This is a genomic window from Streptomyces sp. NPDC127595, assembly GCF_042671685.1.
GTDB lineage: Bacteria > Actinomycetota > Actinomycetes > Streptomycetales > Streptomycetaceae > Streptomyces.
Genome location: NZ_JBHXWK010000006.1, coordinates 497348 through 509599, shown reverse-complemented (window position 1 = coordinate 509599; position 12252 = coordinate 497348). Strand labels below are relative to the sequence as shown.

Below are 12252 nucleotides of genomic sequence, written 5' to 3'. Positions count from 1 at the left end.
CCCTATCACGAGCGGCCGCTGTCGCAGGGTGGTTGGCCGCAGGCAGGAAGATCGGGATTGCCATGTGCAGGCACGAAGAGAGAGGGGAGTTGCGTGATGTTCAGTGTCGAAGAGCGGGACAACGTGCGAGAGCGGCTGCTCGCGAACGCCGAGGCCGACGAGGCCGTCGTCGGTGCCGCGCTCACCGGGTCGCATGCCGTCGGAGTCGGTGACCGCTGGTCGGACACGGATGTCGTCCTCGCCGTCCGCGGCGATCTCACCGCAACGCTGAAGCGATGGACGAGATGGCTCTACGACGAACTCGGCGCCCAGCACCACTGGGACCTGCAAGTCGGTGCGAGCACCATCCGCGTCTTCCTCCTGCCCGGGTGGCTTGAGATCGACGTGACCTTCGCGCCCGAGGCCGAGTTCGGCCCTCGGGGCCCGCAGTGGCGGACGGTCTTCGGCAGGCCGCAGCCGGTCGAACCCTTTGCGGACCCCGATCGCAACACCCTGGCCGGACTCGTCTGGCACCATGCCCTCCACGCCGGAATCTGCATCCGGCGCAGGCGCTGGTGGCAGGCCGTGCACTGGATCAGCGGCATCCGCGACCACGTGATCACGCTGGCCTGCCTGCGGCTGGGTCACCCCACCGCGTACGCCAAAGGCGCCCACCTGCTGCCCGATGACCTGACAGCACCGCTGGAGACGACCCTCGTCCGTTCACTCGCCGAGCCGGAACTCCACCGCGCGCTGAGCGCGGCCGTCACCGTGGTGACGGACGAACTGGAACGAACCGATCCCGCACTCGCTGCACGACTCCGCCCCATGTTCGCGGAACTCCTGGCCGAGGTGAGCGAGCCTCCGCCGAGTCCCGAACAGGGGAGGCAGGGTGATGGTTCACCCGCGGAGTCAAGCTTTCCTACTGCTGGAGCTCCACGACATCGGCGACCACGCAGCTGACGTTGTCGGGGCCGCCCGAGTCGTTGGCGAGGGCGACGAGTTGGCGGACTGCGTGCTCGGGCTCCCGGGTCTCGGAAAGAACCCGTTGGATCTCGTCGGTCGCCGCGACGGTCGACAGACCGTCGGAGCAGAGCAGGTATCGGTCGTGTGGCCGGGCGTCGTGGAGGCGCATGTCGGGGGTGGCGTCGGCTCCTTGACCCAGGGCTCGTACCAGCAGCGACCGCTGGGGGTGGGAGGCGGCTTCCTCCGGGCTGAGGCGCCCGTCGTCGACCATCGACTGCACCAGGGTGTGGTCGTGGGTGATCTGGAACAGCTCTTGGTCACGCAGGAGGTAGACGCGGGAGTCACCGACGTGGACGAGGGCGAGCTGTGATCCGGTCCAGAACATTGCGGTGAGTGTCGTACCGGCTTCTGCGGTTGAGGGGCCGTCTTCGGCTGGGGAGCCGGTCCGGGCGACACCGTGGACTGCCTCCTTGGCCTGGTCGACGGCGTCTTCGAGGAGGTTGAGGAGGTCGCCTGCCGGGATGCTGCCGGGTTTGACGCTGCCGGCTTCGAGGTGCTTGAGCGCGTCGACGGCGGCAGCGCTCGCGGGGGCTCCTGCGCTGCCGAAGCCGTCGGCGACGGCGAGCAGACGGGACCCTGCGTAGGCGGTGTCCTGGTTGCTCTCGCGGACCAGGCCCCTGTCGGAAAGGGCGGCGTAACGGATTCCCAGGGGCTTCGCGGTCGGGGACATGGCTGGGTCCTTCCAGGTCAGATGGTCGATGAGGAAGGTGGCCAGGTCCCGCCGTACGGCGGTGTCGGCTTCGACCTGCGCCCAGAACGCGCGGACCTCCTGGGCTGCTGCCGGGCCCGCCTCCAGCGTGCAGACGTGCTGGATGCGGGCCAGGGGCATTCCCAGGCGGCGGAGCCAGGCGACCAGGCGGGCCTGGTCGAGTTGCTCCGGCGCGTAGAGGCGGTAGCCGGTCACCGGGTCGACGCGAGCGGGGGGCAGCAGGCCGAGTTCGTCGTACAGGCGCAGTGCTTTCGGCGACAGCCGGGACGCCTTCGCGAACGCCCCGATGGTCAGCAGCCCCATGGTCACTCCTCCTCATACCGAGCACATCGCCCGGCCCCACCGATGCTGTGGCCTCCCCCAAGGTGAAGGTCAACCAGGGGGCAGCCAGAGGTTAGCCACTCGAATTCGGCGGGGACTCGCGCGACGACTTGTGCGACGTACGGCGGTGCCCTCTGTGGGCTGGTGCGGGGCTGACCGTCTACCGGGACGGCCCGTCCACCGGGAAGGTGGACGGGCCGTGAGTTGGTCGGAGGTTGGGGCCGGCGGGTCTTTCGTGACCGCCGGCCCCCTTCCTCCGGTGAGGTCAGTTGGTTCGGGTGGCTGGAGTGCTGCCGGCGCCGACCGTGGTGCAGGGCAGGGTGCCGGCGCGCAGTGCGTGCCCGTCGTCGTTGCTGTCGTCGGACCAGACGACCGGCTTGTGGCCGTCGGTGCAGGCCGACTGCGGGGCGATGGCGAAGCCCTCGTTGTTGTAGTTGGGCATCCCGGCCGGGCGGTCGTACACGGCGGTAGCGGTGAACCGGCCCTGCGCGTCGATGTCCAGGGTCGAGGTACGGCCCTCGCAGGTGTCGTCGCAGACGGCCCACAAGTGACCGGTCTCGGGCTCGAATTCGAGGTCCATCACTCCGGGGAAGCCGCTGGAGAAGGTGGCGATCCGGGTGTATCCACCGCCGCTCTGGTCCAACTCGTAGGCGTAGACGGTGCCGTTGGCCTCAAGGCCGACGAAGAACAGGCCGCTGCCGTGACCGGGATAGGCGGCCGGGTCGTAGGCGGCGCCGGTGTGCTCGTCGGTGAAGCCGTGCGCGGTGAGGTAGCTGTCCGGGATCCAAGAGATGGCCTCGGGCCCGCTGTTGGCCGCGACGGCGGGCAGGTCGGAGGTGAGGTTCCACTCGGCGGTCGCGTTGAGGGAGCCGGCCGTGGAGGAGGTGTCGAAGCGGACGACCTCGGGCTTGCTGACGCCGCTGTTGCTGTTGTCGCGCTCGGTGGAGGCGAACAGCCCGTCAGGGGTGGAGGTCACGCCTTCCGTGTCGGGGTCGCCGCTGCCGGTGCTGAAGTGCAGCGACTTGCCCGACGCCCAGCCGTTGGCCGGGTCGGGTATCCACGTCGTGCCGCTGGGCACCAGGCGGTAGAGCTTGCTCGGGCCGTTGTCCACCGCCCAGAGCACGCCGGGGCTTTCGAAGGAAAGGCCGCTGAGGTTCTCGCCGAAGACGTTCGAGGCGTCGGCGACAGTGACCGCGGCGTCCCCCGGCCACGGGGTGGTCGAGGGCTCATCGCCTCCGCCGTCGCTGCCACAGGCGTTCGCCGCGCCCTGGGTCGGCGCGGTCGTCGTGGTGAACGGGCCCGTACCATCCGCGCAGCGGCCGTACGTCGTCGTGGCGTGAGCGGTCCAGCTGTAGGAATCGACCAGCGTGGTGCCGTCGGACCCGAACAGCCGGGCCGAGTCGGAGCTCCCCAGGCCGAACGAACTCTCCACGTCCAGCACCAGATACGCGCCCGCAGCCAGCGACGTACCCGACGGGATCTTGTACGAGTGGGAGTCGTCGTTGTCCTTCACGACCCAGTTGGACACATCGGCCGGGGTGGAGCCGGTGTTGACCAACTCCACCCAGTCGCCTGGTGTGCCCCCACTCGACTCCACCTCGTTGATCCGCACGGCCGACTGCTCCTGCGCCACGCTCGGCGCACAGGACAGACCGAGGGCGAGAAGGGACAGGGCGGCAGTGGTGAGTGCGGCTCTTCCACACCAGTGCGTACGCAAAGTAGCCAGTCCTTTGATCGGGGGGATTACCAGCAGGAGGCCGACGAGAACGTCGTCCCCCAGAAGGGTCTGGCACGTTGACGATCATTGCAACGGCCGGAGTGTCATCTCTCTCCCAAATACATCCGGGAGGAGCTGGCCGGAACTCGCCCCCTATTTGCGTGACTTGGAGGTGTACTCGTAGTGGCCGTTCGGAATACGGAGCTTGAACTGATGATGTTGCGGAGCGGCGGAGATCCTTGGTCCTCGGGCCAAGGAAGCGTGGCCGCGGGCGAAAAGACCGCCGCGATGCCAAACATCACGAATGCGAACTGGGCGTTCGCTGTGCATTGGCTGGGTATTCGCTGAGCATTCGTCTCGGCGATGCGTGAACGAGCCCGCCATTCCCCTGTATTGCCGGCCGGACTGAACCACACCGGAACATTTGCCGTGGTTCGCCGACTCGTTCAAGCCCCACCCGGGCATGGTCCGGATCGCCATCGAGGGTCGTCGTGAGCTGTCGTGGGGAGCCACCGGAAGTCTCCGGAAGTCTCCGGAAGCGTCTGGGGCGGTGACCGGAGCACGAACCCGGCCGCCGACCGCTCGTGGACTGTGACTCGCAGCGACAACTGTCACCGGGCGGGTGTCGGATGGTGTGTGGCGTCCGCCGGAAACTGAGTAGGCGTCCAAACTCGGCTGCCCATACGTTCGGCCGCATGACCGACGAGTGTTTCGGGCATCCACGCCTCGCCGCGATCTATGACCCACTCGACCCTGACCGCAGCGATCTCGACATGTGCCTCCGCATGGCGGAGGAGTTCGAAGCGCGTCGGGTGCTGGACATCGGCTGCGGGACGGGCGTGTTCGCGCTCCTTCTGGCCGATCGCGGGGTCGAGGTAATCGGCGTCGATCCCGCCCGGGCATCCGTCGACGTGGCATGCGGCGAGCGCGTGCGCTGGATCTGTGGTGATGCGACGACGCTCCCGCCGCTACGGGTTGATCTGGCGACCATGACAGCGAACGTCGCCCAGGCCATCGCCGATCCACTGACGTGGCGTAAGACCCTGCGAGCGGCTTACGAAGCACTGCGACGCGGCGGGCGCCTGGTCTTCGAGACCCGGGACCCGGCCGGACGCGCCTGGGAAACGTGGAACCGCGAGGCTTCGTACACAGTGAGGGAGATCCCGGACGTCGGTGCCGTCGAGAGCTGGGTGCAGTTGATCGAGGTGAGGGAGCCGCTGGTGACGTTCCGGTGGACGTATGTATTCGGTGCGGACGGGCAGGTGCTGACGTCGGATTCCACGTTGCGTTTCCGTGGGCAACAGGAGGTCGAGGCCGAGCTGACCGCGCAGGGGTACGTGGTCGAGGCCGTACGCGACGCCCCTGACAGGCCGGGCAGGGAGTTCGTCTTCGTCGCGCGACGTCCGTAGGGCACCGGCCGTACTGCACAGATCGACCGGGACGCGATCACTTCACTTCACTTGGCGTTGGCGGCGTTCCGCCAGCAGGCCACCGGTTGAACCGCGCCCGAGGCCGGACGCCGACTTCGCGGGCCGGCACGTTCGTGCTCTGACCCCGCGGACCAGGTCGAGGTCACAGCAATCGGTCGACCAGCCCGTCGACGTAGTCCGGGGTGAGCCCTATGCCGAACAGGACGCGGATATACATCGGGGCCATGATGTGGTCCAGCACGCCGAATGCGTCGGGTGCCTGTTCGCCACGTTCGCGGGCGCGATCGAGCATGGACTGCAGTTGCCGGGTGCGTTCGGCGAGGAGGTCGTCACGCGCCTGCAGGCCCTGCTGACCGTTGCTCGACAGGGCGACGGCCAGGCGCACCACCGCCAGACCGTCGGGTCCGGTGATCTCGCGGGCTACCTGGGCCGCGTAAGTGCGCAGGTCGCCGGCCAGGCTCCCGGTGTCGGGCATCGGCGACCGCGCGTTGAGGCGGGTGAGCGCCACGTCGGTGAGCAGGGTTTCCAGGCTGCCCCACCGGCGGTAGATGCTGCTGTCGGCCACGCCGGCGCGGGCTGCGACCTCGCCGACGGTGAAGTTTCCGTAGCCGCGCTCGCTGATCAGGTCGGTGACGGCCTGGTGCACCTCCGCGCCGACGCGGGCGCTGCGCCCGCCGGGCCGCCGGGCTCGCTGTCGCTCGTCCATGCCCCCACCTTAACGCAGCCGTGACTTGCGTTTGCGGGGTGAGCCTCCTTACAGTCGCCTAACGCAGTTGATGACTGCTTTAGGGCGCCCGAGGCGGACCGCGTCGGCCATGGAGAGGCGCAACCACCGATTGAGAGGAATCCCCATGGCTGCATCGCCTGCGGACGTAGGCGGTCGACCAAACCGGGCCGTGCTGCTCACGGTGACCTGCCTGGGCCAATTCATGGTCCTGCTCGACAACACGATCGTCGGAGCAGCGCTGCCCGATATGCAGCACCGGCTGCACACTCAGCTGACCGGTCTGCAATGGATCGTCGACGCGTACGTACTGCTGGTCGCCATGCTGTTGCTGTCCGGCGGTGTCTTCGCCGACCGGTTCGGGCGCAAGCGGGTGTACCTGACCGGCGTGGCGGTGTTCACCGTCGCGTCGGTGCTGTGCAGCCTCGCGCCCTCGGTCGGCTGGCTGGTCGCCGGCCGGGTGCTGCAGGGCATCGGGGCCGCGGCGCTGAGCCCTGCCTCGCTGGCCCTGCTCGCCGCCGCCTATCCCGTGCCGCAGGAACGAATCAGGGCGATCGGGCTGTGGGCCGGATTCAGCGGAATCGGTCTGGCCGCAGGCCCCGTGGCCGGCGGCGTGCTGACGGATGCCTTCGGCTGGCCCGCCATCTTCCTGGTCAATCTGCCCATCGGCGTGGTCCTTCTGCTGGTCGGTCTGCGCAGCCTTGAAGAGGCCCGCAATCCGAGCGCCCCCGCGATCGACATCCCGGGGACGGTGCTGTCCGTTCTGGGGGTGGGGGTGCTGACCTACGGGCTGATCGAGGGCGGTGCCCGCGGCTGGACGTCGCCGGTGATCCTGGGCAGTTTCACCGCCGCGGTGATCCTCCTCGCCGCCTTCGTCGCCGTCGAAGCGCGTCGTTCCACGCCGATGCTGCCGCTGCGGCTGTTCCGGCAACGGCTGTTCACCGTGTCCAACACCGCCATGGTCGTGGTGGGGTTCGCGCTCATGGGTTCGTCGTTCTTCTTCTCCCAGTTCTTCGTGTACGTCCAGGGCAGCTCGATCCTGCGCGCGGGCCTGCAGACCCTGCCGGCAACCCTTGCCATGGTGATCGTCAGCCCGTACGCGGGCCGGCTCGCCGCCCGGTACGGCTTCCGAATCGTGGTCACCAGCGGCCTGGCCCTGGCCGGCCCGGGACTGCTGGCCTTCGGCATGGTGCACGCCGACACCGGCTACGGGAACGTGTGGTGGCGGCTGGGAGTCATCGGCGTCGGCTTCGCCCTGACCATGTCCCCACTGACGGGAGCCGCCATCCAAGCGGTCAGCCCGCAGGAAGGCGGCCTCGCATCGGGCATCAGCAGTACCACCCGGCAGATCGGCGCGGTGCTCGGCGTGGCGGTACTCGGAGCCATCGTCCGCACCCGGCAGTCCGGCGGCGCCTCCTTCGAGACCGGCCTCAACAGCGCCTTCCTCGCTGCCGGCACCGTCACTTTGGCCACCGCCGTGTTCACCGGCCTGTGGCTGGCGAGGTCCAAGCCCGCGGAAGGCTCCGCGGCGCCGCAACGTTCCGCCGGCCCAGATGCGGTCACCACCTCGGACGAGGCGCCCGCGAACAGCCGTTGACGGCGACAGCGACCTTGGCCGGGAGACGTGCCGCCGGACGATCCTCGTCCGACACCGACGTGGACGACGTCTTCGACCTCCTCTTCGAGCCGCTCATCTTCCGCAGGCTCACCAGCCACCACGACCTCAGGGAGGAGCACGCCGAGTTGGCGTGGAGGCTCCGGGTCGGCTGCCTCACTCTCGCGGGAGTCATTTCGAGGTGACTTCGGGGAGTCGGTCCGCGGCGGCAAGCAAGATCAATGTCAGTGACTTCTGCCGGCGCTCCCGGCTGTCAGTGCCGGGTGGGAAACTGCCCGGCATGATCGAACCGAACCGAAAGCGGACCTTCTCAGGTACTGGCAAGAGGCGCGTACGCCCTGGTGTGGAAGCGAGTTTTGACAGCACTGCGGGGTGTTCCAGGCCGTCGGTCCGGGTGCCCTGGGAGCTGAGGGTTCGTGAGCCCGGCCGGCCGTTCGAGCTCTACCACGACGGGCGCTGCCACCTGCACAGCGTGGACTCGATCCGCGGCCGGCAGGGCACCGTCTCGATCGCCCGCGATGTCGCGAAGTCTCTGCGCACCCGGGGTTTCACCGGCTGACCGCCGTGGCGGCACCAGCCCGTGCTCAGGGCTTGAGCGCCACTCCGGCGTACATCCCGATCCGGTCGTCTCCGGCGAGGACCTGCTCGTCCGGCCGCCACTGCGACAGCATCACCAGGCCGGGGCGATCGGCTCCAGGCCGTCGAAGAACGCGGCGATCTCCTTGCCGCTTCGTACGGCGGTCTTCACCGACGATCGGCCGTAGGCCTTCGCCGTCGCGTGCACCCCTTCGGGGTCCAAGTCGGCGGTCACCTGCGACAGCACCAGCACACTGCCCGGGGCGACGGTGTCCATCAGGGTGCGTACCGCGCCGTAGGGGTCGTCCTCGTCGATGACGAAGTGCATGACCGCGACCAGCAGCACCGCGACGGGCCGGTCGAAGTCCAGGCGGCCGCGTACCTCAGGATTCTCCAGGATCTCCGCCGGACGGCGGACGTCCCCGGCGACGATCGTCGCGCCTGACGGCGCGGGCTTCTCGCCGTGAGCGCGGGCGTGCGCCAGGACTATCGGATCGTTGTCGACGCCGACGATCCGCGCGTCGGGCCGCATCGACAGCGCGGTCTCGGCCGTGCTGCCGGGGGCGGGCAGGCCGATGCCTATGTCCAGGAACTGATCCAGGCCGATCTCGGCCAGATGCCGTACGGCGCGGGTCAGGAAAGCGCGGTTGACGCGGGCGAAGTCCCGGACCGGCATCGACTCCAGGGCCTTCTCCGCGGCCGCGCGATCGGCCGGGAAGTGATCCTTGCCGCCGAGCAGATACGAGTAGATGCGCGCCGGCGTGGCCACGGTCGGGTCGATCGTCGGCGGCGTCCCGTGCGGGGCGATCAGGTCACCGTTCACGGCTCCGAGTCCGGCACGTCGTCCCCCACCCCGTCGACATTCCTCCGATGATCTGAGCGTAGCGCCGGGGTCGTCAACGCTGCGGAGTCGAGGTTGGAAATCGCCGCATACGACTCGACCCAATTCGGACATGCGGACCACTGCAGACGGTCAGATTCACTCCCCCATCCTCTGGGGAGTCGCGAGAACAGATTGCTGGGCTGTATCGCCAGGTGTGGGAGCACTCCAACAGCGCGATCGCGGCGGTGGTGCTTGACGCGATCGGTTGACCTGTCTCAATGAAGATGGGCCATCGTGATGCTGTGACCTGCGGTGGTTCAGATTGAGTGAGACGAGGCGAGGGTCGACGTCTTGCTCAATCTGAGGCTTGAGCTCCGTGGGCAGGATGCCGCCGGCGCCCTGTGCAGGAGGCCGTCTGAAGGGGTGAGAACGGCGGCGTTCAGCTCCCGGCTTGCGAGCGGGTGAAGCTGTGGGTGCGGCCGATCGGGGTAAATCCGCGGCGGGCACACCAGGTGCAGGGCCAGTCGTCCGGGTCGGTCGAGCCGGATCTAAATCGCTCGGCACGCCACTCGGGGAGAACTAATGTTCCACCCTATGGCAATCGCTTCCGATCTTCCCCCGCGTCTCGGCAGTCTGACCTTCCACGGACCGCTCTCCGAAGCCCGCGCCGGGCGCATCGTCGCGCGGCTCGCCGCCGTCTCGCCCTCCACCATCCTCGACATCGGCTGCGGCTGGGGCGAACTGCTGCTCCGTGTTCTGGAGTCCGTCCCGGGATCGACAGGCGTGGGCCTCGACATCAACGCCGAGGATCTGGCCAGGGGCAGGGACCTTGCGAAGGGGCGCGGACTGGCCGGACGGGTCGAATTCAGCGAGGAGTCGGCCCTTGGCACGGCACGCGGGCCCGTGGACGCGGTGCTCTGCCTGGGGGCTGGTCAGGCGCTGTGCGACCCCGAGCAGCCGTACGATCCCAGCGTCGTACTGCACGAGCTGCGCCGCTTGGTCCGCCCAGGCGGACGTGTCGTCCTGGGCGAGGGCTTCTGGGATCGCGCCCCGACGGACGAGGAACTCGCGGCTATGTGGCCCGGGGCGCACGCAGGAGACCACCTGCGGCTCGGACCGCTCGTCGACCTCGCTGTCGAGGCGGGCTTCCGGCCGGCCTGGATCGAGTCGGCGAGCCGTGAGGAGTGGGAGGAGTTCGAGTCCGGCTACCGCCACGACACAGAACTCTGGCTCGCCATGAACCCGGACCATCCACTCGCCGCCGAGACCCGCGAACGAGTCGACCGCCAGCGGTCGTCCTGGGCTGACGGCTACCGCAACATCCTTGGCATCACGTACTTGACCCTCGTCCCGGTTACCAGAACCTGAAGGCTGCCGAAATCTGTGGGTGGAACGGGAGTATCAACTGAGCCCCGAGTTGTCAGCGTTGGGTGCCGTCGCTGCCTCGATGATGTCCGCGATTATGCGGAGTTGATGGATGAACCACGGCTTGGCGGTGGTGCGGAGGGAACTCTCGTTGGGGGGCCGCCGGATGAATTCGGCGTGGAAGGCCCGGAAGTCCTCTTCAGTGCCGGAGAGTGCCAGGCGGCGCCAGTGCGGAGCTGCGTAGAACACCATGGCTTTGACGATCTCGGGATAGATCGCCGCGTAGCGCTTGGGGTCCCACGGCCGGACGGTGCGGGCAGGGCGGGGCTGGAGACGGGCGAGCCGCTGGGCGAGGTCGCTGATCCGGTAGCCGTGCTGCAGGAGGGTGGTCCGGCGCGGATCTTCTGCTGACGCTCGAACTCGTCGTGTCTCGCCTGTTCTTCTGCATTCATGGCGGGAGCGTAGCCAGGGCTCAAGGGCGCCGTGGCTGTTGGCCCTATCGCTCACTCGGCCCTCACCAGTCGCGGCCGTCCGGAGGACGCTCGTCTTTCACGTCCTGAATACGCTCCAGGGCGGAGTCCGCGAGGTCGCGGTAGAACTGTTCCTCGACGCTCCCCTTGGCACATCCGTCAGCCAGCTCAGTGGCCTTCGCGCGTTCCTCGACATCCTCAGGGTAGGGCTGGCCGGGTGTCCCGGAGCGCATTCCGCTGTTGCTGGCGTTGTAAAGAGCGCCCCTCATTCTCCTCAGGCTGGCGTCTCCAAGGCGGTCCGCGGCACGCAGGCAGCGGCGTACGAACCCGACGTCCCAAACGAGCGTCCGAGGGGCCTTGGACAGCATCGTCGCGGCGATTTTGATCTTCACTGGGTCGCTGCCATCGAGATACTCGTCGATCACGTCAGTGACTCGACCGTCGTAGGGCCCAGCTACAAGCTCAAAGATGTGGACTCCCAGGTAGCGCCTGCGGATGGACTCCGGGTCGGCGGCGATCCAGTCGCGAATCTGTCGCAGCAGGTGTGGGAAGTCGTCGTGATCGCGGAACGGCGGTGTCACGTCCCAGCGGAAGGGCAGGGGGGAGTGCATGCCTGTCACTTGGTGTAGTGGGCTTTCCACCCTGGCTTCGAGTAGTTCGATGACGGCGAGGGGTTCGGTGCGGGCGAGTTCTGCGAGGAACTGGCCGATCTTGTAGCCGCTGATGGACGGTGCCGCGGCCAAGGCGGCGAGGAATGCCCTCTGCTGATCCTTGGAGAGATCCGACCAGGACAACTGACTGTACGGGGGACCTGCTATAGCCAGGGAGGTGGATCTCGCACTGAGCACTTGGCTTCGCCGCCCGTCTTGGATCTCGGTCTCGCTGAGGCAAGCGGTCATGGATCTTCCGATGGGCAGAAGGGGCGCAGCATGATCGCTCAACTGATGACGCACCACGCTGGGCCCATCGGTTGCGGCTTTCCCAGGTGCAGGGCTTGACCATCCCCTGCCACGACTGGGAGCAGGTCGTGGGATTCGGGAGCGGCACAGCCACATCGCACGCATCTCCGCCTTGGGGGAGTAGGAGGTCATGGCCGCGAATCTGTTATCGGATCCGGTTCGCGGGTGACGGTACTGGATGTTCGTCGCCGGTGCCGGTCCAGCGGCCGACGATCAGCCAGAGTTCGTAGTGCAGGAGCCATGCCGAGGTCCACGGCAGGATCGTGTCCGCGAGGAACATGTGTTCCTTCCACTCCCCGGGCAGATGCAGACACAGGTCACCGTCGGGATAGACGTGGGGGAGGGCTGTGGCGTCCGGATGCAGTGCCAGGAGCGGGTCGGTAACGGTGACGCGTGGCCTGCGCCGGTGGCGGTAGACGATCCGCACTGTGTAGTTCCTGCTCATGGGGGTGGGTTGCAGGGCGAGCGTGCAGACGAGTTCGCCGCCCCGCACGCTCCCCTGGGCGCCGGGGACGACCGCTTTGATCGCGGCCATCTG

13 protein-coding genes are annotated in these 12252 nt (G+C 68.1%); 6 read left to right on the top strand and 7 right to left on the bottom strand.

The window, feature by feature from the left end:
* Nucleotides 1-96: 96 nt before the first annotated feature.
* The gene (locus ACFVKT_RS22225; RefSeq protein ID WP_385734017.1) at nucleotides 97-942 is read left to right on the top strand and encodes a hypothetical protein; all 846 of its coding nucleotides are present in this window, start codon (nucleotides 97-99) and stop codon (nucleotides 940-942) included.
* Here the strand turns inward: ACFVKT_RS22225 and ACFVKT_RS22220 are convergent.
* Together ACFVKT_RS22220 and ACFVKT_RS22215 are read right to left on the bottom strand one after the other, a co-directional pair.
* Complete coding sequence (locus ACFVKT_RS22220) at nucleotides 902-2017, bottom strand: MerR family transcriptional regulator (protein ID WP_385734016.1); 1116 nt, start codon at nucleotides 2015-2017, stop codon at nucleotides 902-904. The two genes, ACFVKT_RS22225 and ACFVKT_RS22220, sit on opposite strands and share 41 nt — an antisense overlap.
* Before the next feature lie 283 nt (nucleotides 2018-2300).
* Nucleotides 2301-3752, bottom strand: a complete 1452-nt coding sequence (locus ACFVKT_RS22215) for a lamin tail domain-containing protein (RefSeq protein WP_385734014.1) — start codon at nucleotides 3750-3752, stop codon at nucleotides 2301-2303.
* A gap of 695 nt (nucleotides 3753-4447) precedes the next feature.
* Here ACFVKT_RS22215 and ACFVKT_RS22210 point away from each other — a divergent pair.
* Complete coding sequence (locus ACFVKT_RS22210) at nucleotides 4448-5161, top strand: class I SAM-dependent methyltransferase (protein ID WP_385734012.1); 714 nt, start codon at nucleotides 4448-4450, stop codon at nucleotides 5159-5161.
* Between the two features lie 163 nt (nucleotides 5162-5324).
* Here the strand turns inward: ACFVKT_RS22210 and ACFVKT_RS22205 are convergent, their stop codons facing one another.
* Nucleotides 5325-5888 carry a TetR/AcrR family transcriptional regulator gene (locus ACFVKT_RS22205; RefSeq protein ID WP_385734010.1) on the bottom strand — a complete coding sequence of 188 codons (564 nt, stop codon included), beginning with the start codon at nucleotides 5886-5888 and terminating at the stop codon, nucleotides 5325-5327.
* 145 nt (nucleotides 5889-6033) lie between these two features.
* On the opposite strand from ACFVKT_RS22205, the gene ACFVKT_RS22200 reads away from it, so the two are divergent.
* From ACFVKT_RS22200 to ACFVKT_RS22190, 3 genes are all read left to right on the top strand, one after another.
* Nucleotides 6034-7503 carry an MFS transporter gene (locus ACFVKT_RS22200; RefSeq protein WP_385734009.1) on the top strand — a complete coding sequence of 490 codons (1470 nt, stop codon included), beginning with the start codon at nucleotides 6034-6036 and terminating at the stop codon, nucleotides 7501-7503.
* A gap of 59 nt (nucleotides 7504-7562) precedes the next feature.
* Nucleotides 7563-7706: a hypothetical protein gene (locus ACFVKT_RS22195; protein ID WP_385734007.1), complete on the top strand. Its 144-nt coding sequence runs from the start codon at nucleotides 7563-7565 to the stop codon at nucleotides 7704-7706.
* Nucleotides 7707-7915: 209 nt separating this feature from the next.
* Nucleotides 7916-8080: a hypothetical protein gene (locus ACFVKT_RS22190; RefSeq protein ID WP_385734005.1), complete on the top strand. Its 165-nt coding sequence runs from the start codon at nucleotides 7916-7918 to the stop codon at nucleotides 8078-8080.
* A 111-nt stretch (nucleotides 8081-8191) separates the two neighbouring features.
* On the opposite strand, the gene ACFVKT_RS22185 is transcribed toward ACFVKT_RS22190, so the two are convergent.
* Entirely contained in the window at nucleotides 8192-8920 is a 729-nt protein-coding gene (locus ACFVKT_RS22185; protein WP_385734003.1) for an SAM-dependent methyltransferase, read from the bottom strand.
* A gap of 594 nt (nucleotides 8921-9514) precedes the next feature.
* Here ACFVKT_RS22185 and ACFVKT_RS22180 point away from each other — a divergent pair.
* Nucleotides 9515-10288 carry an SAM-dependent methyltransferase gene (locus ACFVKT_RS22180; protein ID WP_385734001.1) on the top strand — a complete coding sequence of 258 codons (774 nt, stop codon included), beginning with the start codon at nucleotides 9515-9517 and terminating at the stop codon, nucleotides 10286-10288.
* A 33-nt stretch (nucleotides 10289-10321) separates the two neighbouring features.
* Here ACFVKT_RS22180 and ACFVKT_RS22175 read toward each other — a convergent pair whose 3' ends face one another.
* The 3 genes from ACFVKT_RS22175 to ACFVKT_RS22165 form a co-directional block, all read right to left on the bottom strand.
* Nucleotides 10322-10792 (bottom strand): hypothetical protein, encoded by a 471-nt coding sequence (locus tag ACFVKT_RS22175; RefSeq protein ID WP_385733999.1) that lies wholly within the window; start codon nucleotides 10790-10792, stop codon nucleotides 10322-10324.
* Between the two features lie 7 nt (nucleotides 10793-10799).
* On the bottom strand, nucleotides 10800-11549 hold the full coding sequence (locus tag ACFVKT_RS22170; RefSeq protein ID WP_385733997.1) for a hypothetical protein: 750 nt from the start codon (nucleotides 11547-11549) through the stop codon (nucleotides 10800-10802).
* A gap of 310 nt (nucleotides 11550-11859) precedes the next feature.
* On the bottom strand, nucleotides 11860-12249 hold the full coding sequence (locus tag ACFVKT_RS22165; RefSeq protein WP_385733995.1) for a hypothetical protein: 390 nt from the start codon (nucleotides 12247-12249) through the stop codon (nucleotides 11860-11862).
* Nucleotides 12250-12252 lie beyond the last annotated feature (3 nt).